The sequence below is a fragment of the Diaphorobacter aerolatus genome, assembly GCF_014489535.1.
Classification (GTDB): domain Bacteria; phylum Pseudomonadota; class Gammaproteobacteria; order Burkholderiales; family Burkholderiaceae_C; genus Diaphorobacter_A; species Diaphorobacter_A aerolatus.
Genome location: NZ_CP060783.1, coordinates 3,658,247 through 3,683,340, shown reverse-complemented (window position 1 = coordinate 3,683,340; position 25,094 = coordinate 3,658,247). Strand labels below are relative to the sequence as shown.

Here is a 25,094-nt window from a genome sequence, read left to right as displayed (position 1 = left end):
TAAAGTTCACTCGTCTGCCGGTGATGTCAACCATCGCAAAGAGCACAAACATTCAATTGGAGAGGCCGTACAAATGCTTCATTACGCAGTAGTATTTCTGGTGATTGCGCTGGTCGCCGCCCTGTTTGGTTTCGGGGGAATCGCATCTGGCGCAGTCGGCATTGCGAAAATTCTTTTCTTCGTTTTCATCGCCATCGCGGTCATCACGTTCATCGTCGGATTGGTGAAGCGCAAGTAACGATGACTCGAAGGACGAGCGCATAGCATCCGTCTCCCAACTGATCCCTGCCAAGCAGCCTGCAACATCCTTGCGCTGCGCAGGACTACAACGAAAGGAATTTCAATGAGCGATTTCAACAAAGCTGCCGAGGACGTCGCCAACGCCGCCAAGGACACCGCAGACGACGCGCTGGATACGGCAAAGAGCGCCGCACAATCCACTCGCCGTGCCGCCAACCGCGCACTGGACAAGGCCGAAGACAAGCTCGACCAGTGGGAAGATGAACTGAACGCGAACACGCGCATCGAAGACTTGGCGTCACGCGCCCAGGAATTCGCCAATCGCGGCATCAACTACATGGCGGAGACCAGCGAACGCGCTCGTCGCCAGTTCAATCAGTGCGCCGACGCGACCAACCAGTATGTGCAGGAACAACCTGCCAAATCGCTGGCGATTGCTGCTGCTGCCGGTGCCGCCGCTGCGGTGCTGGTCATGCTCACACGCGGCGGTCGCGGCGACGGCCGTTGATAAGCCAGGGCCGACCGACGAAGTCCGTCGGTTGGTTTCCCGCGATCACGGATTGATCGATTCTTTTTTTTCTCTTTTAACCCCACTGACTCAAGGAGTCCCCTATGAAGTACGTTCGCGCTCTCACATTCGCTGCACTGGCAGGTGCATCCATCGTCACCATCACGGGTTGCTCCGTTGCCCGCGACCAGCAAACCGCTGGCGCCTACGTCGATGACGCAGGCACCACCACCGCCGTGAAGGCCAAGTTCGCCGAAGACAAGACCGTTGCAGCCACCTCGATCAGCGTGGAAACGCTGAACGGCACGGTGCAACTGTCGGGCTTTGCCAAGTCGCAAGCCGAAAAGGATCGCGCCGAGTCGATCGCACGCAGCACCAAGGGTGTGCGTGAAGTTCGCAACAGCATCATCGTGCGTCCATAAATCGCACCTCGCGACATGCAGCAATGCCGCACCCGCCAAGCGGGTGCGGCATTGCTTTTTTGAGCGGTGCTGAAAAAAGTCATTTTCGCGCGGCACAATCCGCACTATGCGTTTATTCCATTGCGGCCATTGCGGCTTTCTCGTGTTTTTCGAAAGCGTTCAATGCGTGCACTGCGGCAGCACGCTGGCTTTCGTGCGTGAGCACATGGACGTGGTTGCCCTGCAACCCGTCGCCGATGACGACACGTTGTGGGAGCGCCGTCTGCCGCGCCCGGGGCTGGGCGAGACCAACGAAAACACCTCCAACTCCGGTGTCAGCGAGGAGGAAGCGCCCTATCTGCGCTATCGCATGTGCGCCAATCGCACGCAATACCACATCTGTAATTTCGCGCTGATCGAAACGCCGCAGACGCCGCTCAACGCGCTGTGTTCCGCCTGCCAGAAAACCCGCGTGCTGCCCGATCTCTCCGACCCGCTGAACATACGGCGCTGGGGTCACATCGAAACCGCCAAGCGCAGGCTCTACTACATCGACGTGCGCCTGGGCCTTGACGATCTGCCGGACGAGCGCGGGCCGGTCTTTGAATTCCTGGCCAACCTGCCCGGCTCGCTGCCGGTGCTCACCGGTCATGCGGCGGGCGTGATCACGCTGAACGTCGCCGAGGCCGACGACGACGAGCGCGCACGCAGAAGGCTCGCGTTCCATGAGCCCTACCGCACGCTGCTCGGCCACCTGAGGCACGAGATCGGCCACTACTACTGGGACGTGCTGATCGGGCGCGCAGGCAATCAACGGCTCGAAGAATTCCGCCACATCTTCGGTGACGAACGGCAGGACTACGGCCAGTCGCTGGAGGACTACTACGCGCGCACGCCCATGCCCGACCACGCCTGGCAGAACACGCACGTGAGCGCCTATGCCACGGCCCACCCATGGGAGGACTGGGCGGAAACCTGGGCGCACTATCTGCACCTGATGGATCTGCTCGAGACCGCCAAGAGTTTCGATACCGAGATCAACGTGCCGAGTCCGCTCGGAGATCGGCACTTCACGATGATCGACCCGTTCATCATGCCGCCGCCGCCGTTCGAGAGCATGCTCTCGGCCCTGGTGCCGACCACCTTGTTGCTCAACAGCCTGACGCGCAGCCTCGGGCAGAACGACGCCTACCCATTTGCGCTCAGCGCGCAGGCGCTGCAGAAAATGCGCTTCGTGCATAAGGTGGTCTGCGAGCAGCGCATCGCAGCCGCCTCACGCAACGCGCCGCCCCAGACGACTCAGAACCTGCCCGTCAGCGACACGTAGTACGTGCGTCCAGGTTCGTTGTAGGTGGCGGCACCGCCCGCGGAATTCGACGCATTGCGGAACAGGCGCTTGTCTGCGATGTTGTTGACGCCGAAGTTCAGCGACAGCTCGCGCCTGACCTGATACTGCGCACCGAGGCCGAAGGTGGCGTAGGAGCCCAGTTCCGTCAACGCATTGCCCGTCGCTGCATAACCTCCGGAGCCGATGGTGCGCGGCTTCTGACGACCATAGAACGTGGCGTACAACTGGGTCGACCATTGCGGCGTGACGCGCCAGTCAAGCGTGGAGTTGACCGTGTACTCGGGAATCACCGACAAGGGCTGCTGAGTGGCCTTGTTGTGGTTCTTGATCATGTAGGTGAAGTTGTTGATCCACTTGAGCGTGTCACCGCGCTTGCCGAGCAGCGGCAGCGTGAGATTGCCCTCGACGCCACGCACGACAGCGCGGCTTGCGTTCATCCACTGGAACACCTTGGTCCGGCCAATCACGGTCGGAGCGTTGTCGTTCATCTCGGCGTAGATCTTGTTCCGGTAGTCGTTCTGGAAGTAGCTCAGGCTTGCGTCCAGACCTTCGCCGCCGTTGAACGCGAGGCCCAGCTCCTTGTTGACGCTGGTCTCGGCGTGCAGGTCGGGATTGCCACGGATATAGCAGCCGCCGCCGATGCTCGGCGAATTCAGCGGGCAGCCGTTGCCGCGCGTGTAGTAGAGATAGTTCGAGTTGGTCTGGTAGAGATTCGGTGCCTTGAACGCCCGCGCCACGCCGCCCTTGACCGACCATTGCTCACTCAGATGGTAGGTGGTGTTGAGGCTTGGACTCCAGTTGTTGCCGGACTGACTGTGATGGTCGAATCGCAGGCCCGGCGTAACGATCAGGCTCTTGAGCGGCTCGAAGTTGTCTTCCACATAAATGGCCCAGGTCTGCGCGTCGGCCTTGCCGGTGCGCTGGCCGCCCGAGCCGGTCAGGCGCGAGATGTCGTCGCCTGAGCTGCTGATGGACGACTGCCGGTTCGCACCGGGATCGTCGAGCTTTTCGTTGCGGTATTCAAAGCCCGAGGTGAGCATATGCCGTTGTCCACCCAGGTTGAACGGCGTGTTCACCTCGCCGTTCAGAAAATAATTGTGGAGTCTCGACGTCACCATGTTGCTCGCGGCGGTCGACGTGATCGAACCTTCGGCTCCGCCCGCCAGGCCCACGGGATACTGCGTGCGGCGGGTGTTCTCCGTCTGGAACAGCAATCGCGATGTTCCCCAGTCCCATTGGCCGCGATGCGTGAGTCCGACGGTGTTGCGATGCGTGATGTTGGTTTCCTGACCGAGCAATGCCAGCATGTTGTTGGCATTGGTGTTGCTGTCCATCAGTCGCTCGCCGGTGTAGATGTTGCCCTGGCGGCTCACACCCGTTTCGAGTTCAAGGACCTGCTGCGGCGTCAGGTCCCAGCGCAGCAATGCGTTGAGGTCGCGATTGCGCACACCTTCGCGCCCGGCGGGCGGCAGTTTCAGGCCGGAGACATGGCTGTTGAGCGAAGTGTCATCCGCATCGGTCTTGGCCACGTTGCCGTACAGCCGGAACGAGAAGTTCTCGGCCACCGGCCCCGAGAGGTTGAAGCTCGCACGCCGCGTGTCGCCTTCCTCGGAATGCTCGGGACGGTTGGTGTACACGGTGGCAGATCCGGCGAACTTGTCGCCCGGCTTCTTCGTGATGATGTTGACCACCCCACCCCCGCGCCCGAACCGTAGCGCGCGGCCGCCGGACCACGGATCACCTCGATGCTTTCGATGGCCTCGACCGGCACCCAGTTCGAATCACCACGCGTGTCGCGTTCGCCGGACCGGCCCATCTTCGAGGCATTGCGCGACTGCACGGGTTTCCCGTCGATCATGATCATCGTGTTCTCGGGCCCCATGCCGCGCAGGTCGATCTGGCGGCTGTTGCCGAACTGGCCCGAGGCGGAGTTGCCCGTCAGGTTCACGCCCGGCATGGTGCGGATCAACTCCGAGAGGTCGTTGGCCGGCGCCCGCTCCTCGAGATCTTGCCGCGTGATGACCGACACGCCGAGCGCCTGCTTGAGTTCCTGCTCCGCCGTGGCACGCACGGTGGTTACAGGAAGTGTCTTGGCGTCTTCTCCGGTGGACTCGACGGTTTGCGCCTGGGCCAGTCCCTGAACCGCAAAAGCGATAGCAGACAAGGCAAACCAGACAATGTGTTTTGAATTGGACATGGATATAGCGATCAATTTAATACGAATAACATTCATTCGCATTTCATCTTGTAACGCAATCAATGTCAACAAAATCACACAAAGGCGACAAGTCAATTATCAATCAGGTTGACTTGTCCGCACGCGAACTTCATGCCCTGCACGCACCAACGGCAACAGACCCACGTGGGTCTGTTCAAAGGGTTGGTGATCGTGCGGCTCGCCCGGATCGGGCAGCGGCGGAATCCTTTTATGACGGCGTCTTCTTGAGCGCCAGCTTCTCGTCGAGTTTTTGCTGCACGTTGGCCGACACGAACTTGTCCACCTCGCCGCCGAGCGATGCGATCTCGCGCACGAAGGTGCTGCTGATGAACTGGTACTTGTCGCCCGGCGTGAGGAATACCGTCTCCACTTCGGGCATCAGATGGCGATTCATGCCCGCAAGCTGGAACTCGTAGTCGAAATCCGTCACCGCGCGAAGGCCGCGCACCATGGCCTTGCCGCCACGGCCCACCACGAAATCGCGCATCAGCCCGTCGAAGCTCTCTACCTGCACCTGCGGCCAGGGATGGCAGGCCTCGCGCACCATGGCGATGCGCTCTTCCAGATTGAACAGCGTCTTCTTGTGGTGACCGGCGGCCACGGCAACGATCACACGATCAAACAGCTGCGCGGCACGGCGCACGATGTCCTCATGGCCCAGCGTGATCGGGTCGAAGGTTCCTGGATAGATGGCAAGCACGTTTTGCGCCATGGCGTCGAATCTCCTTGCGACGCATTATGCATGGCGGTAGAGCCTCAATCAGCCACGCGCGGCGCGCAATTCCCCGGCGCGGTACCCGGCAATCGCGAGGGCGATCATCGCCATGCCGAGCCATTGCCAGACATCGGGCCGGACGCCAAACCACAGCAGATCCACGGTCAGCGCAATCGCCGGGTAGATGAAGCTCAGGATCGCAATTCCCGCCGCACCGAGTCGCTGGAACGCGCCATACATCAGCACATACATCACCGCCGTGTGCACCAGCCCGAGCGTGACGATGCATGCCACCATCTGCGCCAGCGGCACGTTGGCAAAGCGCGATGGCGCGCCCGATAGCACGCTGGACAAGGCCCACAGTGCAAGCAGCGCGCCGCCCGCCGTCATCTGCAACATCGCGGTCTGCGCCGGCGGCACGCGCTTGACGCGCCGCGTTGCCACCACGGTCAGCGTGTACAGCGCGGCCGCCAGCAGGCTCAGCAGCACGCCATACACCATTTGCCCATGCGGCGCGGCGGTGTGCGCAAGCTGCAACTCATGCACCGCGCCACTGCTCAAAACCACGCCCGCGAGCGCCAGCACCATGAAGGGCACTCTGCGCCATCCGATGACCTCGCCCTGCAGTGCCGCCACCAGCACCAGAAAAAACGGCTGCACGTTGTAGACCACGGTCGCGATGCCGATGCCCGCGAACGCGTAGGCATGAAACAGCGCCACCCAGTTGATGACCAATGCCACGCCACCCACCACCATCCAGCGCAGGTCATGGCCTTCGAGTGCCACCCACTCGTGACGCGCCACGATCCATAGGCCCAGTGCCGCAGCACCGATCACGCAGCGCAAAAGCACCACCCACTCCACCGGAAGACCGCTCTCGACCACGAACAGACCAATCGTGCCCGACAAAGCCATGGCCAGCGCCATGCGCCAGACGCCGCCGCCGCGCGCATTCGCGGTGCTTGCCGACGCGGCCGCAGAACTCGGGGCCGGGCATACGGATTGGGTACTGCTCATGTTATTGCTTCCTTTCTTCCTTCTTTTTCGCAAACACCGTTGGTCGTTTGCGCCGTTTGAGGGATGATGTCGCAGGCCTTCAAAATCAACAATGAACGTTCAAAACAAAGATTTGTTGATTTCATTTCAACATTGATTCACGCTGCATCACGATGAACTACGACGCCTTGCCATTGGCCGATCTGGAGGTTTTTGCGCATGTCGTCGCGCGCAGTGGATTCGCCGCCGCCGCGCGCGAGATGGGGCTGACCACGTCTGCGGTAAGCCGCAGCATCGGGCGGCTGGAGCTGCGCCTGGGCGTCAAGCTCCTGCACCGCACCACCCGTGCGCTGTCGCTGACCGAGGTCGGCAGCGAAGTGCACGAAGCCTGCATGCAGATGTTGATGAATGCCGAGCAGGCCGTGGCAATGGCGAGTGCCCATCGCCAACAACCGCAGGGCGTGCTGCGCATCAGCGCGCCGGTCGTGTTCGGCGATCTGTGGCTCGCGCCGCTGCTGCCGCGTTTTTGCAGCCAATGGCCCGACGTACACGTGCAGCTCGGCATGAGCGATGCGATGGTCGATCTGAACGCGCAGGGCATCGATCTGGCGATTCGCATCAGCACGCACGAAGCCCTCCCGCTGTCGCTCGTGGCGCAGCCACTGCGTGAGGTGCGCTATCTGCTGGTGGCGCATCGCGACTATTTCGAGACGCACCCGCCGCTGAAGTCGCCTGCCGATCTGAGCCGTCATCGCTGCATGACGCTCGGCTATGGCGCGTTTCAAAATGCCGTCGAATTCGTTCCCGCCGATGCGTCGGAGGCGTCCGTCGCACCACCGCCGGTCAAGATCCGCCTCAACACGCCGCTCACCATCGCCAGCAGCGTCGGCCTTGTGCAGGCGCTGTGCAGCGACGCAGATACCGGCATCGGGCTGGTGGTGGATGTGGTCGCCGAACCGGCCATTGCGGCGGGTCGGCTGGTTCAAGTGCTGCCCCGGTGGCAACTGACCGGCGGCTACGCGCCGCGCATGGCCTATGCGGTGCACGCACCCGGCCCGCGCATTCCGCCAAAGCTGCGCGCGATGCTCGACTTTTTGCAGGCGGTGACGAAATCATCCATCGACTGACAGCCAGGCACTCGCCACGCACTCAAGAATTGCGGGTCACGAGCAGATCATGAGAGCCATCGTCTGGCGCATATTGCAACCAGCGTTGCGGTAACGGCGACTCGCAATGCAATCCATTCGCCCTACATTCAGGAACTGTTTTCCTCTTCTCTTCTTCAAAACGTACCGACCCCGAGCGTGCCGAGGCGCGCACCCGCAACGCAGATTCAAGGAGCCCCGTACATGTCCACAGCCAGTCTCGCGAACACCCACATCAGCCCCGAGCAATCACGCGACGCCTTCATCGCGGCGCGCGATTTCCTGCAAAAGCACCGTACCGAATACGACCATGCCTACAAGGAGTTTCGCTGGCCCGAGCTTGGCGAGTTCAACTGGGCCCTCGACTATTTCGACCACATGGCGCGCGGCAACGAGGTCACGGCCTTGCACATCGTCGAGGAGGACGGCAGCCAGACGCGGCGCAATTTCGGCGAGATGAGCGAACGCTCGTCGCAGGTGGCGAACTGGCTGCGCAGCCTCGGCGTCAAGCGCGGCGACCGCGTGCTGCTCATGCTCGGCAACGAGTTGGCCCTGTGGGAGTTGATGCTCGCGTGCATCAAGCTCGGTGCCGTGATGATTCCGGCAACCATGCTGCTGACCGCCGACGATCTGCGGGATCGCCTCTATCGCGGCAACGTGCGCCACGTGATCGTCGCGAGCGCACATACTGACAAGTTCGGCGATCTGTCGGGCGAATACACGCGCATCAACGTGGGCGTGCGGCAGGAAGGCTGGCACTCGTTTGCCGACGCCGCGCAGCACACCAGCGCGTTCACACCCGAGGGCCGCACGTTCGCCAACGACCCGCTGCTGCTGTATTTCACCAGCGGCACCACCTCCAAACCCAAGCTCGTGCTGCACACGCACCAGAGCTATCCGGTGGGCCATTTGTCGACCATGTACTGGATCGGACTGCAACCCGGCGACGTGCATCTGAACATCAGCTCGCCCGGATGGGCCAAGCATGCCTGGAGCTGCTTCTTCGCGCCGTGGATCGCGGGCGCGACCATCTTCATCTACAACTACGCGCGTTTTTCTGCCAACGCGCTGCTGCAGGCCATGCAGGACTATCAGGTGACGAGCCTGTGCGCGCCGCCGACCGTCTGGCGCATGATGATTCAGGAAGACCTGGCTCCCTGGCGCGAGGGCCTCACGCTGCGCGAGGTGATCGGTGCAGGTGAACCACTGAACCCCGAGATCATCGATCAGGTGCAGGACGCCTGGGGCCTCACGCTGCGCGACGGCTTCGGCCAGACCGAGACCTGCGCGCAGATCGGCAACACGCCCGGCCAGAAGCTCAAACCCGGTTCGATGGGCCGCCCCCTGCCCGGCTACGATGTGGTACTGCTCGACGTGGACGACAAGGAAAGCACCGAAGGCGAGGTGTCGCTACGCCTTGACCCACGCCCGCTCGGGCTGATGGTCGGCTACGAGGACAGTCCCGAGAAGACCGCGCAGGTGATGCGCGAAGGTTACTACCACACGGGCGACACCGCGGAGCGCGATGCCGATGGCTACATCACCTTCGTGGGCCGGGCCGATGACGTGTTCAAGGCCAGCGACTACCGCATCAGCCCGTTCGAGCTGGAAAGCGCCCTGATGGAACATGAAGCGATCGCCGAGGTCGCGATCGTGCCGAGTCCCGATCCGGTGCGCCTTGCCGTGCCAAAAGCCTATCTGATCCTCGTGGCGGGCACGCATCCGGGCAAGGAACTGGCCGAAGACATTTTTGCCTTTGCCCGCGCGAGGCTTGCGCCCTACAAGCGGGTGCGGCGGATCGAGTTTGTGACCGAGCTGCCCAAGACCATCTCCGGAAAGATTCGACGGGTGCAGCTGCGCAAGAACGAGGGAGAGAAGGTTCGTGGGATGGAGCGGGGGGAATACGAGTTTTATGAAGAGGATTTTCCAGGGTTGAAAGGATGAAGGGGATGAAGTTCAAGGCTCCATCTTTCAGCCTGGTCCTTCCGTCTGTTGCTTGTTCGAGGGGAGAGGCCGGGACTGCCCCCGGCGGGGCAATCACCGCGAGTCAGTGGAATGCGGGGAGGTGCGTTCGGCACTTTGCTGCACTCGTGCCTGCCCTTGGGGGCGCGGCTAACGCGGCTCAGCGCCTGCTGAACAGATGGGCGTGTACGGCGCCGGCTTTCAGGTGGCGGTAGCGCGAGAGTCCCAAGGGCTCGATGTCTTCGTCTGTCCATTCGCGTGGCGCTTCGAGATAGATGTAGCCATCCTCGGCCACGGCTCTCGATGCTGCGTCGAGTGCGGGTTTGAAAAGCGCTGCGCTGTCGAAAGGTGGGTCGATCAGAATCAGGTGCAGGCTCTTGTCTGCGCCGGATTGCTTCAGGGCGGCGATGGCATCGCCGCGCTGGATGCGTATGTTGTCAGCGGAGAGCCTGGTTGCAATCAGCTTGAGTTGGGCGACCAGCGCCGTGTCGGACTCGACCATCAGCACCTCTTTTGCTCCGCGTGATGCGGCCTCGAAGCCCAGCGCTCCGGTGCCGGCAAACGCGTCCAGACACTGCCAGCCCGTGAGATCCTGCCCCAGCCAGTTGAACAGCGTCTCGCGCACCCGGTCGGGCGTCGGGCGCAGGCCGGGGCGGTCAGCGACCGGCAGGCGCGTGCGTTTCCACTTGCCGCCGACGATGCGCACCTCGCCTGCCGCGCGCGGGGCCGCAGCTTTGGTGCCGTTCGCGGCGGCGGCTGCTGCTGCCTTGTTTTTTTTCTTCGCGGCCTCGCTCAGCATGGTGGAGCGTGGCCTCATTGCTTGCCTCCGACGACCACGGTCACCATGCGGTCGGGCTGCAGCATGCGCTGGAAGGCGGAGCGAATATCGTTGACGGTGAGCGCTTCGACGCGTTCCGTCCAATGGTCAAGGTAGTCGAGCGGCAGGTTGTTCCACGCGATGTTGACGACGTTGCCAAGCAGTTTGCGATTGCTGTCGATGCGCAGCGCGAAGCCGCCGATCAAATTGTCCTTCGCGGCACGCAGTTCCTCGTCGCTCGGGCCTTCTTCCACGAATTTCTTGACCACCTCGCGCGAGACCTTCACCGCCTCGGCCGCCTGATCGGGACGCGTCTGCAATCCGACAACGAACGCGCCCGCATCGAGTCCGGGGGAGAAGCCGCTTCCCACGCTGTAGCTCAGACCGCGTTTTTCACGCACTTCCTGCGTCAGGCGCGAGGTGAAGCCACCGCCGCCCAGAATGTGGTTGCCCACGAGGATCGCGAGAAAATCGGGATTGTCGCGTTTGATACCGGGCTGGCCGATGATCACGTGCGACTGCGCGGATTGAAACGGAATGTCCTGCTCCACGGCCTTCGCGAGGGGCTTCACCTGCGGCACTTCGGGCAGCTTGGCGCAGTCGCCCGCCGATTTGGCCGGCAGGCGCGAAAGCAGCTTGCGCACCAGTTGCTGTGCCTGCTCCTTGTTCACCGCGCCGACGATGCTCACGCGCGCGGCGCAGGTCTGCACATAGCGCTTGTGAAAGGCTTGCAGATCGGTCGCGTTGATGCGCTGAAGCGACTGCGCCGTGGTCTGAAAACCGTAGGGGTGCTTGCCATACACATCGGCCGCAAACGCCTTGCTGGCCACGGTTGCGGGCTTGGTGTCGGACTCCTTGATCGCAGCTTCCCAGCGCGCGCGTTCGCGCTGCCAGACGTCCTGCGGGAAGCTCGGCTCGCCAATCTGGCGCGAGGCCAAAGCCAGGGCCTTGGCCAGCAGCTCGGGATCGGTCAGCGAACGCATCGAATACACAAAGCCGTCGCGCTCGGCGCTGGCTTCAAAGCTCGCACCCAGATCCGCCCAGGCCTCGCCCAGCGCGTTTTCGTCGAGCGCGGCCTCCTTTTCCTTCTGGTTGTCCGCGCCGGCGCGCACGCCCTTGGAGGTCATGGCCGCCGCTGCGCTCGCGAGACCGATCTGCTGTGGCGGATCGCGGCGCGCCCCGGCGTCGAAATCGACCTGCACGTCCACCATCGGGATCGCAGGGCTCTCCACCAGCCACACGCGTGCGCCATTCGCCTCGGTCCAGTGCTGGATGGGCAACAGCGCCCAGGCCGAATGAGCGTACATCACCATGCCCGCGCCCAGAATGCAGGCACGCGCAGTCATTTTTCCGAAGCGCTTGTTTTTCGTCAGCGACAACATCATCATCATTTTTTCCGTCCATTTCCTGGCGCGTGGCCATCCATCCATCAGTGCATGCGATCGCCGCTGGAACCACCGCCCGGCTGCGCGGCGGGTCGCTTGCTGCCCGGAGCCACCGGCTGCGGCACGAGCGTGCCCACGTTCAATTGATCGTCACCGAAATAGCGCTGCGCGACCGACTTCACATGCTCGGGCGTCACCGTGCGCAGCAGCTTGAGGATGCGGTCGTCGGCGTCCATGGGAAAGCCTTCGGCCCAATTGCCACCGAGATCGTTGGCCTGGCCGAACAGCGAGTCGCGCTCATAGACGGTAGATGCCGTCCACTGCGCCTTCACGCGCGCAAGCTCCGACTCGCTCACTCCATCCTTGGCCACGCGCGTGATCTGCGCGCGCAGGGCGTCCTCGACCTGTTTGGCGGTCTTGCCTGCGGCGGGCACGCCCATCAACATGAAGGTGCCGGGACCGCGTCCGATGATGGAGGCCGAGCTGCTTGCGCTGTCGGCCACGCGATCCGCGCCCTGCGTCAGCGCGCGATCAAGCCGTGCGCCGTCGTAGCCACTCAGAACCGCAGACAGCATGAGCAGCGAGAGCGCATCGCGGTCCTCCTCGCTCAGTTTGTCGTCGATGTTGCGCAGGCTCGGCGCGCGAAACGACATGGCAACGAATGCCTGATCGGCAGGGGCCTTGAACTCGATCCGGCGAATGCCCTTCTGGACCGGCTCGGTACGCGGCTTGCGCGTGGGCACCGCGCCCTGAGGAATCTGGCCGTAGGTTTGCTGCGCGAGTTCGTAGACCTTGGCCACATCCACGTCGCCCGCAATCACCACGGCGGCGTTCTGCGGCACGTACCAGGCCTTGTGAAAGTCACGCACGTCCTGCGGAGTCATCGAATCGAGATCGCTCATCCAGCCCACCACGGGGCGACGATAGGGCGAGGACGTGAACGTCGTCGCATTCAACTGCTCGAAGAGCGATGAGCGCGGCTGGTCCTCGGTGCGCATGCGGCGCTCTTCCTTGATGACCTCGATTTCCTTTTTGAATTCCTCGTCGGGCCAGCGATTGTTGGCAAAGCGATCGGACTCGAGTTCCATCACGTCCTTCAGCCGGTTCGCCGGAATCTGCTGGTAGTAGCCGGTGTAGTCACGCGTGGTGAAGGCGTTTTCCTGACCGCCCAGCGCCGCCACGCGCTTGGAGAACTGACCCGGCGCGATCTTCTCCGTGCCCTTGAACATCATGTGTTCCAATGCGTGGGCCACGCCCGTCGTGCCGTCAACCTCGTCCATCGCACCGACCCGCACCCACACCATGTGCACCGCCGTGGGCGCGCGCCGGTCGGGCTTGATGATGAGCTGCATGCCATTTTTGAGCGTGAAGAGCTGTGCGCCATCGGCCGTGGTGGCTTCGGGTTTCACAGCCTCCGCAGCAGCGGGCGCGGAGGTATTGGAAGCAGGAGTGGCGGACGTGTCGGCAAACGCCGCGACATGCGCGCAGGCCAGCAGGCCAAGAATGGATATGGCTTGTTTCATAGAATGGATAGGATTCTAAGTACCCGACAATGTTCAGTTTCTTCAAGAAAAAATCTGCCGACACGCCCGAAACGCCCGCCCCGGCCGATTCGGCACCTGCTCCTGCGCCGCAAACGTCCGACAAACCGGTCGCTCCCGCAGGCACCAAAGGCTGGCTGCGCAATCCGTTCGCCAGCAAGGAGAACGTCGAGCCGTCGGAAAACCTGCCGCCATCATCGGGCATTTCCAGTACCCCGCCTGTAGTTCAGGAACCGCAGGAAAAGCCGCAAGCCCCCACCGCACCCGGTGATCGCAAGGGCTGGATGGACCGCCTCAAGGTCGGTCTGCGCAAGACCGGCAGCAGCATCTCCACGATTTTCACCGGAACGAAGATCGACGACGCGCTCTACGAGGAGCTTGAAGACGCGCTGCTCATGGCCGACACCGGCGTGAAGGCCACCCGCCATCTGCTGATCGATCTGAAGCAGCGCGTGAAGGACAGCAAAACGACCGACCCGGCCGCCGTGAAGGCCCTGCTGGCCGACGCGCTCGCCGATCTGCTCAAGCCGCTCGAAAAGCCACTCGTCGTGGGCCAACACACACCCACCGTCATCATGGTCGCGGGCGTGAACGGCGCGGGCAAGACCACCTCGATCGGCAAACTCACCAAGCATCTGGCCGACCATGGCGAGAGCGTGCTGCTGGCCGCAGCCGACACCTTCCGCGCGGCAGCGCGCGAGCAGCTCGGCGTCTGGGCAACGCGCAACACGGTCGAGATCGTGAGCCAGGACGGCGGCGACCCCGCAGCCGTGAGCTTCGACGCCGTCTCGGCGGGCCGCGCGCGCGGCAAGGACGTGGTGCTGGTCGACACGGCGGGCCGCCTGCCCACGCAGTTGCACCTGATGGAAGAACTCAAGAAGATTAAGCGCGTGGTCACCAAGGCCGACGCAAGCGCGCCGCACGAGGTGCTGCTCGTGATCGACGGCAACACCGGACAGAACGCGCTGAACCAGGTGAAGGCGTTCGACGACGCATTGCAGCTCACCGGCCTGATCGTCACCAAGCTCGACGGCACCGCCAAGGGCGGCGTGCTCGCAGCCATCGCGCAGGAAAAGCCGATTCCCGTGTATTTCATAGGCGTCGGCGAAAAAGTCGAAGACCTGGAAACCTTCAGCGCCAAGGAATTCGCACAGGCGCTGCTGGCGTGATAAGCCGCGAGCGCATCAATGGTTGAACGTGATGCCTCAAGGGACCAAAATCGGCGAAGCGTTGTGGACCTAGGCGCCGATTTCGGCCCATCGGTCCTACACTCTCCCGACTCTGGTCGATGAAGGTGCCCTACGCTGGGCAGCGTAGATCCAAAAATTAAAACTATTGATAACATCACGCCATAGGTAGATTGTTTTCGGTCAAAGTTCTGCCTACGACAACATTCAGGGAGATTGACCCGATGACAGGCTTACCAGCGGCGCGGCAGACCGACATGACGCTCAAGGGAGGGCCGATCACGCAGGGCTCGCGCACGGTGTACATCGGGACTTCGGGAGGCGTGGCGTGCTCCGTCTGTCCGGGCGGTGTGGCCAAGGGCAATCCGGTCAACCCGCTGCTGGGCGCGAAGGTGCAAGGCGGTGAAGTGGATGTCTCGCTGCCCGGGCCGCTGGCCTTCGTCGTCTCGCGTGACTACTCAAGTTACCAGACCGACACGCCCGCACCGGTCGGGTTGCTGGGGCCGGGCTGGTGGCTGCCCACCGAAGTCTCGCTGGTGCAGACCGAGGAGACCCTCACACTCAATGACAGCAAGGGCCGCAGCATCCGGTTCCGGCCTCTGGCTCCCGGCGAAGCTGTGTATAGCCGCAGCGAGAACCTGTGGGTCGTGCGCGGAGGACGGGAGCGCCTGGACCTGCAAAAAGAGCTGCCCGTTTCCCGCCTGAATCTTGCATGGATGGGCCTGAACGAAAGTGACCGGTGCAATCCTGCGCTCTTTTTCGTCACCAACAACCCGCTGGGCCCGTGGTGGGTGTTCGGTGGGCCGTCTTCCCTGGCAGAGGAGATGGTGGGCAGGCGCATGCATCTGCTCGGACTCAATGATCGTTTTGGCCAGTCGCAAAGACTCCAGCGTGACGCCGGGGGCCGCATCGCAGCGGTGCAGGATGGCGTGGGTCGCCAATACCGGCTGGAACTCAAGACGCTACCGGGCGTGGCCCACGGGGGTGCGCACGGCTGGGGCGCGGATTGCGGCGTGCGCCTGATGGCGGTGTATCTGACGCACGACCCCCACGCGGCTGACCTGCCGCTTCGGCCACTGGTCCGCTATGAATACAGTCCACGCGGAGAGCTGGTTGCCGTCCATGGCCGGGACGCAAGTCAGGGGCGGGCATTCCAATACCATCCCCAATGGCCCGGTCGCATGACCGCACATGCGTATGCGGGCAGACCTGCCGTGCGCTATGTCTACAACGAAGCGGGCAAGGTGGTCGAGCAATTGCGCCAAGGGGCCCTGTCCTACCGCTTTGACTATGCACAAGACTCGACAACGGTCACCGACAGCCTGGGGCGTGTGAGCATCTACCACTTCAGGGCGAAGGCGGGCTCAGGCGCGTGGTCAAGCTGCAGGAGGCCGACGACAGCGTCACGCAAAGCCGCTTTGACGACAGCGGACGCCTGCTCGCCAGCATCGACGCCCTTGGCCGGGAAACGCACTACGAGCTCGACGTAGCCACCGGGGCGCTGCTGTCCATCACCCAGCCAGACGGGCTGCAAAGCCGCTTCAGCTACAACGCGCACGGGCAGATCGAGCAAAGCACCCGCCCCAACGGTGCGAGCGACCGCTTTGCCTATGACGCGATGGCGCGGCTTGCCAGCGTCACCGACGCGCTGGGCCATGTCACGCGCTATCACTATGCAGATGAGCGCAGTGAGCAGCCCCGGAGCATCGAAGATGCCAGGGGTGGCCAAAAACACCTCGCGTGGACCAGCGCGGGACAACTCTGCAGCTACACCGACTGCTCCGGCAGCGTCACCCGCTACCGGTATGACCGCTGGGGGCAAACCACGGCGACGACGGGCGAGGAAGGCGCACAGGCCAGGGCGGACTACGACGAGCGGGGCCGCGTCATTGCCAGAACGGATGGTCTGGGCCAAACCACCCGCTATGCCTACAACGAAGCAGGCGATCTCGCCCGCATCACCGCGCCCGATGGCAACGTCGTGCAGTTCGAGCGCGACGTCCAGGGCCAGCCCAGGGCCTATCACTACGGCGGCTACACCCAGCGGTTCGACTACGACGATGCGGGACGCATGGTGCGCCTGACCAACGAAAACGGCGCACACACCACGTTTGAATACGACGTGATGGACCGGCTGACCAAACAAGTCAACTTCGACGGCCGCACGCAGCACTACCAGTTCAATGCCGTGGGGGACCTTCTTCGAAGCGATGACGAAGGACTCGTCAGCCGCTACCACTACGACAAGGGCGGCAGGCTGCTCAAGCGCCAGATGGGCGAGAGCGATCAGGCTCCCGCGGAGCACTTCAGCTACACACAAGACGGCCAGCTCGCGAAGGCATGGCACGTGACCGAGCTGGGCGGCAACACCATCACTGCGGCCTTTGAGCGAGACCTCCTTGGCCGGATCACGCGCGAGACCCAGAGCATCACCGGCCCGGATGGCAGCGAGGTCTGGACGCACGAGGTGCGGCGGCAATTCGACGAACTCGGCAGCGAATCACAAACCACGTACACGGGCTTGCCCGCCATCGGGTGGCAGACCTACGGCCCGGGCCACCTGCACGGCATGGTGCTCGATGGCCGCAGCGTGATCGACTTCGAGCGCGACAAGCTGCACCGGGAGACCCAGCGCCGGTTCGGCCCCACGCAGACCACGCGCAGCTACGACGCACTCTCGCGCCTGTCGCACCTGCACACCCACAGCCCGCTCATCGCAGAAGAGGAGAGCCCATCCACGCTCCAGCGCCAACACCACTACGACGCAGCCGGCCAGCTCACCCGCATCGAGACCCCCAGGGGCCCGCACGAATACGGCTACGACAAGGCGGGACGCCTGATTGCGGCGAGCCAGCCAGGTCTCGCGATGCAGCACTACCGGTTCGACCCCGCTGGCAACCGCCTGTTCGAGAACGCCCGGATCGCCACAGGCCCTGAGCACTGGGAAGAGACCGTGCGCCAGCACATGGGGGACAAGCGCTTCAACCCGCTGGGCGAGAACGCCGCCAAGGACCACCACAACACGGCAGCGAAGTGGATGGACAACCGCATCACCGATGACGGTGAGTTCCACTACGAATACGACGCTTGGGGCAACCTCAGGCGCAAGCACAAGGCCGAAGGCAACGAGCAGCACCACTATCACTACGACAGCAACCACCGGCTCATCCGCTTCGAGATGGAGTGCGACACCGCCGTGCGCGGCGCGAACTACCACTACGACCCGTTCGGCAGGCGCGTGGTCAAGCAGGTGCAGCAAGGCGATGCCGAGGGGAACCTGCAAGGGCCCGTGCAGACGACGTTCTTCGGCTGGGATGGGGACAGATTAGTCCTCACGGAAAAGGACAACCGGCAGATTCACACAATCTACGAGCCCGGCAGCTTTGTGCCGATGATCCGCGTGGAGGGAGATAAGCAGCCGCCCAAACGCACGCTGGCGCAAAAGCTGCAGGAGCAGCAGGGAATCCGGCTGGACCGGAATACCGAGTCCCTGTTTGACGGGCTGGAGCAGGAACTGCGGCGAGGCAGGCTCAGCGCATTCTCGCAGCAGTGGATGCAAATGGCGCAGATGCAGCCTGGAGTGCTCAAAGCCATGCTGGATCCGGAGCCTTCAATGCAAGGCAGGCTGGTGCATGCTTATCAGTGTGATCATTTGGGGACGCCGATGGCGTTGGTGAAGGCCGATGGCATATTAGACTGGAGTATTGACCTCGACGCTTGGGGAGCAGTGATTTGTGAGCGCAATGACAGTGAGATCGAGCAATTGGTCAGGCTTCAGGGGCAACAATTTGATTATGAATCAGGCTTGCACTACAACAGGTATCGTTTATATCAGAGTAATCTTGGGAGATACACCAATCAAGACCCCATAGGAATAAAGGGCGGAAAAAATTTTTATAGTTATTCAAATAATCGACCAGTCTTCGACATTGATCCAGTAGGATTATTCGCAATCCCAATAGCTGTAGCAATTCCCGCCGCGCTCGAGGGCTTAGCAGCATGGGGGACATCATTACTTGCCGCTGCTGGTATAGTTACTGTAGCTTCCATACCCGGCTCAACACCGAATCAAAATCAAGTATACAGAACACCAGCGGAAGAGATTCAGGCGGAGTCCGAATACCAAGCGTACAAGAAAAGATGCGAGGGTAAACCCGACGATAATTTGAGCAATTGCGTAAAGGCGCTTTTTAATAAAGAGCGCTGGGAAGAATGTGCAAAAATGCGACAAGAATGGGACGATAAATGGGCGAAAGGCAGACACGTTAATGATATTAAAAATGCTTTGAAGGCAGCCAAGAACGCCGCCGACGATATTAAAAGACATTGCAAACCAGACATAAAATGATAGATTTTTATTCTGACGAAATCCCCGATTTTTTTAAAAAACCGGAAAATTACCATAAACGCTCCCCTCTTTTGCTCACATATCCTTTGAATTATGCTGCAGCACGAGGCGATATAAAATCAGTCTACGAGTTGATAGAAAGAGGAGTTGATGTAAATAGTAGAGGCGACATGCAAGAAACACCTCTTCATGAAGCGACAACGGCTGAATCGATAGAAATCGTGAGTGCCCTTCTAAATGCGGGAGCTTCTAAAAATATAAAGAATGAATTCGGAAAAACACCACTAGATCTAGCCATACAAACTAATAATAAAAAAATAATTGAACTCATTCGCAGCTACAACTCCAATCCCCCAACAATATCAATTGCGGAAATCGCGGGCATTTACGCACAAGAATATAATTTCCCTCAAGAAAATTTCAACATCAACACATCGAATGAATTTGGAGAGTTCCCCATTCATATTGCCACTCGAAGATCCTCTATCATAGAGCTAAGGTCATTGCTGGTGAACAACTGCAATGTGAACGTCCAGACAGAAGATGAAATGAAATATACGGCATTACATTACGCGGCGGGAATAGGCAATCTTACGATAATTAAATTTCTATTAAAAAATGAAGCAGCCCATAGTCTTCTGGATGGATTTAATAGAACCGCCATCGATCTCATGTACCTAATAGGTGACGCTGAAAATATTTTCTATATGGATGAATGGCTAAAAGTTTCAAAATTATCTAACGACTGATTTTGACCGGCCAGTCAGCACGGCTTGGCGAACCAGCACTACCGTTTCGATCTCGCTGGCGGCGCGCCAGCATACTTAACTTTCGTAAGATATAAAAATATGGTGCGCTGGTGGATTTGGCTTCCACTCTCAATTTTCTTGGGAATACTTTTTGGTTATATTATTGGAGGGGATTTAAATAACAACTTAGAAGCTTTTAAGCCCACGATGTTAGCGGCATCGTTTTCGGTTGTTACATTTCGTTTAACCTTCTCGGCATCGGATTACACCGAAAAAAAGCATTCGCGCTAGATTGTGCGATACTCGTATAATAATGCAGGCGATCTCGCCGACGGGATATCAATAAGTCATTGCGGTAATTTTACATAATGCAAACCGTCAAAAATCGCCAATTCGACATATTGCAAAATGCCCTATTTGAGTACAGGAGTGGACATACCAATTTAAATCGTCGCCCCTGAATAACCCCAGGAACCCGTCCGCACACAGCCTCTCGGGGCAACTTCCGATCCCCCAAACTCCCAGTTTGCCATCCAATAGCACCAGTTTCTGGGAGTTTTGCCGTGATGTTTGCCTGCCCCGCCACCGATGATTTCTTCCGCTCGCGCATTGATCACATGATCGATGTGCGCCATCCGCTGGCTGTGCTGGCCTCGCGCATGCCCTGGCAGGAGATCGAGGCGCAGGTCGCCCAGGTCTTTTCTCGCAAGGCGCGCACAGGTGCGGCTCTGCCCGATCTGGATCTTTTCGGCGAACAGGTGCAGCGTGCTGCTCGCGCGAGCCATGCGGGGCGACCGCGCGTGCCGCTGCGCATCATGATCTCGCTGCTGTACCTCAAGCACGCGTTCAACGAATCGGATGAGGCAGTGGTGGCCCGCTGGGCGGACACGCCGCGCTGGCAATTCTTCTCGGGCTGCGCCTACTACGAGGATCGCCCGCCCTGCGATGCCACCACCCTGGTCAAATTCCGCCAACTGCTGGGCGAAGAAGGCGTGGAGGAATTGCTGGCGCAGACGATTCGGGTGGCCGTGCAGCTCAAGCTGGTCTCCCCTCAGCAGCTCAGCCAGGTGATCGTGGACAGCACCGTGCAATCCAAGGCGATTGCCCACCCCACCGACAGCCGCCTGCTGGAGACAGCACGCGCCAGGCTGGTGCAGGCCGCCAGGGACAATGGCATTGAACTCAAACAGACCTTCGCCAAGGAAGGCAAGGAACTCAGCCGCAAGGCCGGACGCTACGCCCATGCCCGCCAGTTCAAGCGCATGCGCCGGGCCATCAAGCGCCAGCGCACCATCGTGGGCAGGCTGGTGCGAGAGACCGGGCGCAAGGCCAGCGCCCTTGGTCACGCGGTGCGTCAGGCACTGCAAGAGACCCTGGACAAAGCCGCACGCATCGCCACCCAAAGCCGCCAGCGCAAACCCGTTGAGGGGCAGCCCAAGCTCTACGCATGGCATGCGCCGGAGGTCAGCTGCATCAGCAAGGGCAAGGCCAGACAGCCCTACGAGTTTGGCGTGAAGGTGGGCATCGCCAGCACGCTCAGGGGCAACCTGATCGTGGGTGCCCGGGCGTTTGCGGGCAATCCGTATGACGGCCACACGCTGAGCGAACAACTGGAGCAGTGCCGCATCCTGATGCAGGACTGTCAGGCCCGGCCCACGAGGGTGGTTGTCGATCTGGGCTACCGGGGTGTGGATGCGGACAACCCGGATGTGCGCATCGTGCACCGGGGAAAGAGCAAACGGCTCAGCGCACAGGAGCGGCAACAACTCAAGCGCCGCCAGGCCATCGAGCCGATCATCGGGCACCTCAAGGCCGACCACCGCATGAACCGCTGTCCTCTCAAGGGCGAGCAGGGCGACAGCGTGCATGCGGTGCTGTGCGCGGCGGGCTACAACCTCAGGTGGTTGCTGCGCATGATCGCCAGGAAGGGATTGCCTTTTTGTGGGCGATTTTTTTGTGGCTGCACACCGTATGCACGCTGGCGTCAGAAGGGCTGCGTCGCGTTGAGAGAACAACCCTCGCCGGACTTGAGTGGGCCAGTTCGCGCTGGCTGCGAGTCATGGGCTGCGAGCGCTGGCAACTCTTGGGCGGTGGTGGAGTCGCCTGAAATGAATATTTCAGGGACGACTAAATCGACTCATCCAAAAAATAGAAGCCATAAGCAATATTATTGATGATGAAAATTGGAATCTTAATATATTTCCAATCGTCAGCGAGCTGGAGCAAATTAATGCAGATTTAATTCTAAATGAATCTCAGCTATCTAATGCAGACTCGATATACATCAATGATCAATTAGAGATTATCACAAACTTAATCACTAAGTTTAATAAATGAATCATCGCGGTTCGCGCTTACGTCTTGCATTACACCCAAAGACTGCGCAACCCAATACCGTGCTTTTTTCATGTTCTAACCAAGTATTGATGTCTGATTGTCACGCGGCCCTCGACAACTTGTCGCGCATGCAATTTGCGGGTTGTCCTGCTCAACCCCCAAGAAAGTTCATGGCTCAACGCCGACACCAGAACTTTTCCGACAAACGAGATCAAAGTTGGGCGACTAGAGCCCGTCGCTGTTGCGATGCACAATGCCCCTGCTGACGCTGATTTCTCTACTGGAAATCAGGCTTTGGAGATCGGCGTTCGTGGCAAATTCCGGGGAATCCCCGATTTTTGGAGTGTTATTGCTATTGAAATCAAAGCAAGAATACCCAAGTAAAAAAGTGCGGAACTTATCCCTTAGCACTCACTCCAACAGAGTGCTAATATGGATCGAACTGTTGAAAGGATGTCTCTGATGAACCTGCAAACCGCATCATCCTCGACGTCTCTGGCGCCTGCCAACCCTTGGGCGCTGGTGCCGCCGCTCGGGAATCTGGATGCTTATATTTCCGCCGTGAATCGTCTGCCTCTGCTGACTGCTGAGGAGGAGCAGAGCTATGCGCGGCGTCTCAAGAATGACAGCGATGTCGATGCTGCCGGTCGCCTGGTGCTCTCGCATCTGCGTCTCGTGGTTTCGATTTCTCGCCAATATCTCGGGTACGGGTTGCCGCATGGCGACCTGATCCAGGAGGGCAATGTCGGTCTGATGAAGGCCGTCAAGCGTTTCGACCCTGATCAGGGTGTGCGTCTGGTGTCCTACGCCATGCACTGGATCAAGGCCGAAATTCACGAATACATCCTGAAGAATTGGCGCATGGTCAAGGTGGCGACCACCAAGGCTCAGCGCAAGCTGTTCTTCAATCTGCGCTCGATGAAGCAGGGGTTCAAGGCCGATTCGGCGATGGACGATGCCGCCGTGGTTCGTGACACGCTGACCGACCATGAAATTGATATGGTGGCCGAACAGCTGAATGTCAAGCGCGAGGAAGTGATCGAGATGGAAACCCGCCTCTCGGGTGGTGATGTGCTGCTTGACCCTTCTCCGTCCGACGATGGCGAGCAGGCGTTCGGCCCGATCGCCTATCTGTCGGATGCAAGCCATGAGCCGACGGCGATGCTCGAGAGCCGTCAGCGTGATTCGCTGGCAACCGACGGCATCACGACCGCCTTGGAGAGCCTGGATGATCGCAGCCGTCGCATTGTGCAGGAGCGCTGGTTGAAGGTGAACGATGACGGCTCGGGCGGCATGACGCTGCACGAACTGGCCTCCGAATATGGCGTGAGCGCAGAACGCATTCGCCAGATCGAGGTGGCCGCGATGAAGAAGATGAAGAAGGCGTTGGCTGAGTACGCCTGAGCCTCCCGAGCCTCAACCGGCCAGGGTGGATAATCCAAAGCGCGCAGATTAAACCCTGCGCGCTTTTGTTTTTGTGCAGATGAAAGATCACATCTCCATGTCTCCTATTCCGATGGTTCGCCGCAGCGTGGTTCTGGCGCTGGCACTGACCGCAACAATCTCTTCCGGCGTCGCGTTCTCGGCGACGGACTCCAGCACTACCAGCAGCAGCAATGTCAGCGCCACGCCGGGCTGGCCCGCCAGGCCGCTTCGCATCGTCGTCGGTTTTCCCGGTGGCTCATCGCCCGACCTGACCGCTCGCACGTTCGCCGAGCCGCTGTCGAAGATCATCGGCCAGCCGGTGATCGTCGAGAACAAGGTCGGCGCAGGCGGCAACATCGCTGCCGACTACATCGCGAAGGCGAAGGACGATCACACGATCGGGCTGTTCATCAACGGCAACCTCACCATCGCCAATCTGATCAACAAGCGTGTGCCCTACAACCCGCAGAAGGATTTGGCACCACTCACGCTCGTCGGAGTGTCACCGCTCGTGTTGACCGCGCCGGTGCATCTGCCCGATGCGCCGGATGGGCAGGACGCGCGTGCGTTTCTGGACGCCGCCCGTAAGGCGGGCGACAAGTGGAGCTACGGCACGCCGGGCGTGGGCACGGTCGGCCATATCGGCACCGAACTGATGAAGGCGCGCACCGGGATCGCTCCTGTGCACGTGCCCTACCCCGGTTATCCGCAGGTGGCGCAGGCGATGCTCGGCGGTCAGTTGCAGATGGCGCTGCTTCCGCCGGCGCTTGCGCTCGCCCAGGAAAAGGCGGGCAAGCTGCGCCTCATCGGTGTGACTGCGGGCGGGCGCAGCACCTTGACACCCGACGTGCCGAGCCTCGCCGAAGCGGGCGTTCCCCAGCTGAATCTGGAGTTGTGGAATGCGTTCGCGGCACCGGCGAGCATGCCCGCGAATATCCGCGCCCGGCTGTCCGATGCGCTGATAGAAATCGCGCGTTCGCCCGAGGTACGCAGCAAGATGTTCAATCAGGGCTGGCAGGCGGTGGGCTCATCGCCCGAGGGTCTGGCCAATCGCATCAAGGCGGACACTGCGACGATGGGCAAGATCATCAAGGATCAGAACATCCGGGCGGAATAGCGCCTGTTCAACCGGCGAGCAGCGCCTTCACGTCCGACTGCAATGCCTGCGCGCCGCTTCCGTAGCGTGAATACACGCGCACATTGCCCTTGGGATCGAAGATGAAGCTCGCCGCCGAGTGGTCCATGGTGTAGCTGGTGGGTGTCTTGCCATCGACCTTCTTGTAGTAGATCTTGAAGTCCTTGGCGACGGCGGCCAACTGCTCGGGCGTGCCGGTCAATCCCACGAAGCTCGGATCGAAGTTCGCCATATAGGCCTTGAGCACCTCGGGCGTGTCGCGCGCGGGGTCGACGGTGATGAAGATGCCCTGCAGGCGCTTGCCGTCCTCGCCGAGCGAGCGTTTGACTTCTGCCAGCTCGCTCATCGTCGTCGGGCAGACGTCGGGGCATTGCGTGTAGCCGAAGAACACCACCACCACCTTGCCCGCAAAATCCTTCATGCTGCGCATCTTGCCGTCCTGATCGGGCAGCGCGAAGTCCCTGGCGTACTCCGCCCCGGTCACATCGACGCCCTGGAACTTGGGCGATTTCGTGGATGGCGAGCAGGCCATCAACACGGTCGATGCCGCAGTCGCAACTCCCACGCGGGCGATTCGTTTCAGGGCATCACGCTTGTCGATCTTCATACGCTTGGCACTCACTCGGTTCACTGTTCA

19 protein-coding genes and 2 pseudogenes are annotated in these 25,094 nt (G+C 60.9%); 13 read left to right on the top strand and 8 right to left on the bottom strand.

The features are described 5' to 3' along the window. Positions 1–73: 73 nt before the first annotated feature. The 4 genes from H9K75_RS17125 to H9K75_RS17110 all read left to right on the top strand — a co-directional run bounded on the left by H9K75_RS17125 (position 74) and on the right by H9K75_RS17110 (position 2,476). The gene (locus H9K75_RS17125; protein WP_187723528.1) at positions 74–238 is read left to right on the top strand and encodes a DUF1328 domain-containing protein; all 165 of its coding nucleotides are present in this window, start codon (positions 74–76) and stop codon (positions 236–238) included. Between the two features lie 105 nt (positions 239–343). Continuing rightward, entirely contained in the window at positions 344–748 is a 405-nt protein-coding gene (locus H9K75_RS17120; RefSeq protein WP_187723527.1) for a DUF883 family protein, read from the top strand. A gap of 104 nt (positions 749–852) precedes the next feature. Then, positions 853–1,170 (top strand): BON domain-containing protein, encoded by a 318-nt coding sequence (locus tag H9K75_RS17115; protein ID WP_187723526.1) that lies wholly within the window; start codon positions 853–855, stop codon positions 1,168–1,170. A gap of 166 nt (positions 1,171–1,336) precedes the next feature. Then, a complete protein-coding gene (locus H9K75_RS17110; RefSeq protein WP_404826359.1) occupies positions 1,337–2,476 on the top strand; it encodes a zinc-binding metallopeptidase family protein in 1,140 nt (379 codons plus the stop codon). Here the strand turns inward: H9K75_RS17110 and H9K75_RS17105 are convergent. The 4 genes and pseudogenes from H9K75_RS17105 to H9K75_RS17095 all read right to left on the bottom strand — a co-directional run bounded on the left by H9K75_RS17105 (position 2,449) and on the right by H9K75_RS17095 (position 6,447). Beyond that, positions 2,449–4,188 (bottom strand): FepA family TonB-dependent siderophore receptor, encoded by a 1,740-nt coding sequence (locus H9K75_RS17105; RefSeq protein ID WP_264293830.1) that lies wholly within the window; start codon positions 4,186–4,188, stop codon positions 2,449–2,451. The two genes, H9K75_RS17110 and H9K75_RS17105, sit on opposite strands and share 28 nt — an antisense overlap. A gap of 59 nt (positions 4,189–4,247) precedes the next feature. Next, a pseudogene (locus H9K75_RS24115) lies at positions 4,248–4,694 on the bottom strand (TonB-dependent receptor plug domain-containing protein); the annotation flags it as partial. 229 nt (positions 4,695–4,923) lie between these two features. Further along, on the bottom strand, positions 4,924–5,427 hold the full coding sequence (gene coaD, locus H9K75_RS17100; protein ID WP_187723524.1) for a pantetheine-phosphate adenylyltransferase: 504 nt from the start codon (positions 5,425–5,427) through the stop codon (positions 4,924–4,926). A gap of 48 nt (positions 5,428–5,475) precedes the next feature. Further along, a complete protein-coding gene (locus tag H9K75_RS17095) occupies positions 5,476–6,447 on the bottom strand; it encodes a DMT family transporter (RefSeq protein WP_226858284.1) in 972 nt (323 codons plus the stop codon). A 152-nt stretch (positions 6,448–6,599) separates the two neighbouring features. Between H9K75_RS17095 and H9K75_RS17090 the strand changes: the two genes are divergently transcribed. Beyond that, the gene (locus H9K75_RS17090) at positions 6,600–7,553 is read left to right on the top strand and encodes a LysR family transcriptional regulator (protein ID WP_226858283.1); all 954 of its coding nucleotides are present in this window, start codon (positions 6,600–6,602) and stop codon (positions 7,551–7,553) included. Between the two features lie 222 nt (positions 7,554–7,775). Beyond that, complete coding sequence (locus tag H9K75_RS17085; RefSeq protein WP_187723523.1) at positions 7,776–9,515, top strand: AMP-binding protein; 1,740 nt, start codon at positions 7,776–7,778, stop codon at positions 9,513–9,515. 178 nt (positions 9,516–9,693) lie between these two features. Here H9K75_RS17085 and rsmD read toward each other — a convergent pair whose 3' ends face one another. The 3 genes from rsmD to H9K75_RS17070 form a co-directional block, all read right to left on the bottom strand. Further along, positions 9,694–10,350: a 16S rRNA (guanine(966)-N(2))-methyltransferase RsmD gene (rsmD, locus tag H9K75_RS17080; protein WP_187723522.1), complete on the bottom strand. Its 657-nt coding sequence runs from the start codon at positions 10,348–10,350 to the stop codon at positions 9,694–9,696. Further along, positions 10,347–11,696 carry a M16 family metallopeptidase gene (locus H9K75_RS17075; RefSeq protein WP_226858282.1) on the bottom strand — a complete coding sequence of 450 codons (1,350 nt, stop codon included), beginning with the start codon at positions 11,694–11,696 and terminating at the stop codon, positions 10,347–10,349. Before H9K75_RS17075 ends, rsmD begins: the two co-directional genes overlap by 4 nt. An 83-nt stretch (positions 11,697–11,779) precedes the next feature. Then, the gene (locus H9K75_RS17070) at positions 11,780–13,258 is read right to left on the bottom strand and encodes a M16 family metallopeptidase (RefSeq protein WP_187723521.1); all 1,479 of its coding nucleotides are present in this window, start codon (positions 13,256–13,258) and stop codon (positions 11,780–11,782) included. 29 nt (positions 13,259–13,287) lie between these two features. Here H9K75_RS17070 and ftsY point away from each other — a divergent pair, with 29 nt between their 5' ends. The 7 genes and pseudogenes from ftsY (at position 13,288) to H9K75_RS17035 (ending at position 24,439) form a co-directional block, all read left to right on the top strand. Further along, the gene (gene ftsY, locus H9K75_RS17065; RefSeq protein ID WP_187723520.1) at positions 13,288–14,445 is read left to right on the top strand and encodes a signal recognition particle-docking protein FtsY; all 1,158 of its coding nucleotides are present in this window, start codon (positions 13,288–13,290) and stop codon (positions 14,443–14,445) included. A gap of 242 nt (positions 14,446–14,687) precedes the next feature. Continuing rightward, positions 14,688–15,953, top strand: a complete 1,266-nt coding sequence (locus H9K75_RS17060; RefSeq protein WP_187723519.1) for a DUF6531 domain-containing protein — start codon at positions 14,688–14,690, stop codon at positions 15,951–15,953. Beyond that, complete coding sequence (locus H9K75_RS17055) at positions 15,836–18,811, top strand: RHS repeat domain-containing protein (protein ID WP_187723518.1); 2,976 nt, start codon at positions 15,836–15,838, stop codon at positions 18,809–18,811. Before H9K75_RS17060 ends, H9K75_RS17055 begins: the two co-directional genes overlap by 118 nt. Continuing rightward, the gene (locus H9K75_RS17050; protein WP_187723517.1) at positions 18,808–19,560 is read left to right on the top strand and encodes an ankyrin repeat domain-containing protein; all 753 of its coding nucleotides are present in this window, start codon (positions 18,808–18,810) and stop codon (positions 19,558–19,560) included. Before H9K75_RS17055 ends, H9K75_RS17050 begins: the two co-directional genes overlap by 4 nt. Positions 19,561–20,126: 566 nt before the next feature. Next, positions 20,127–21,494: pseudogene (locus H9K75_RS17045) on the top strand (IS5 family transposase); the annotation flags it as partial. Positions 21,495–22,359: 865 nt separating this feature from the next. Continuing rightward, positions 22,360–23,301 carry an RNA polymerase sigma factor RpoH gene (gene rpoH, locus H9K75_RS17040; RefSeq protein WP_187723516.1) on the top strand — a complete coding sequence of 314 codons (942 nt, stop codon included), beginning with the start codon at positions 22,360–22,362 and terminating at the stop codon, positions 23,299–23,301. A gap of 97 nt (positions 23,302–23,398) precedes the next feature. Then, entirely contained in the window at positions 23,399–24,439 is a 1,041-nt protein-coding gene (locus H9K75_RS17035; protein ID WP_187723515.1) for a Bug family tripartite tricarboxylate transporter substrate binding protein, read from the top strand. 7 nt (positions 24,440–24,446) lie between these two features. Here H9K75_RS17035 and H9K75_RS17030 read toward each other — a convergent pair whose 3' ends face one another. Further along, entirely contained in the window at positions 24,447–24,989 is a 543-nt protein-coding gene (locus H9K75_RS17030) for an SCO family protein (RefSeq protein WP_226858751.1), read from the bottom strand. Positions 24,990–25,094 lie beyond the last annotated feature (105 nt).

Bases quoted from the DNA above. Each gene is read 5' to 3' on its own strand.
- H9K75_RS17120 (WP_187723527.1), top strand. From the start codon at position 344: ATGAGCGATTTCAACAAAGCTGCCGAGGACGTCGCCAACGCCGCCAAG.
- ftsY (WP_187723520.1), top strand. From the start codon at position 13,288: ATGTTCAGTTTCTTCAAGAAAAAATCTGCCGACACGCCCGAAACGCCC.
- H9K75_RS17035 (WP_187723515.1), top strand. From the start codon at position 23,399: ATGTCTCCTATTCCGATGGTTCGCCGCAGCGTGGTTCTGGCGCTGGCA.
- rpoH (WP_187723516.1), top strand. From the start codon at position 22,360: ATGAACCTGCAAACCGCATCATCCTCGACGTCTCTGGCGCCTGCCAAC.
- H9K75_RS17050 (WP_187723517.1), top strand. From the start codon at position 18,808: ATGATAGATTTTTATTCTGACGAAATCCCCGATTTTTTTAAAAAACCG.
- H9K75_RS17085 (WP_187723523.1), top strand. From the start codon at position 7,776: ATGTCCACAGCCAGTCTCGCGAACACCCACATCAGCCCCGAGCAATCA.
- H9K75_RS17030 (WP_226858751.1), bottom strand. From the start codon at position 24,989: ATGGCCTGCTCGCCATCCACGAAATCGCCCAAGTTCCAGGGCGTCGAT.
- rsmD (WP_187723522.1), bottom strand. From the start codon at position 10,350: ATGAGGCCACGCTCCACCATGCTGAGCGAGGCCGCGAAGAAAAAAAAC.
- coaD (WP_187723524.1), bottom strand. From the start codon at position 5,427: ATGGCGCAAAACGTGCTTGCCATCTATCCAGGAACCTTCGACCCGATC.
- H9K75_RS17090 (WP_226858283.1), top strand. From the start codon at position 6,600: ATGAACTACGACGCCTTGCCATTGGCCGATCTGGAGGTTTTTGCGCAT.
- H9K75_RS17075 (WP_226858282.1), bottom strand. From the start codon at position 11,696: ATGACTGCGCGTGCCTGCATTCTGGGCGCGGGCATGGTGATGTACGCT.
- H9K75_RS17115 (WP_187723526.1), top strand. From the start codon at position 853: ATGAAGTACGTTCGCGCTCTCACATTCGCTGCACTGGCAGGTGCATCC.
- H9K75_RS17125 (WP_187723528.1), top strand. From the start codon at position 74: ATGCTTCATTACGCAGTAGTATTTCTGGTGATTGCGCTGGTCGCCGCC.
- H9K75_RS17095 (WP_226858284.1), bottom strand. From the start codon at position 6,447: ATGAGCAGTACCCAATCCGTATGCCCGGCCCCGAGTTCTGCGGCCGCG.
- H9K75_RS17070 (WP_187723521.1), bottom strand. From the start codon at position 13,258: ATGAAACAAGCCATATCCATTCTTGGCCTGCTGGCCTGCGCGCATGTC.
- H9K75_RS17060 (WP_187723519.1), top strand. From the start codon at position 14,688: ATGACAGGCTTACCAGCGGCGCGGCAGACCGACATGACGCTCAAGGGA.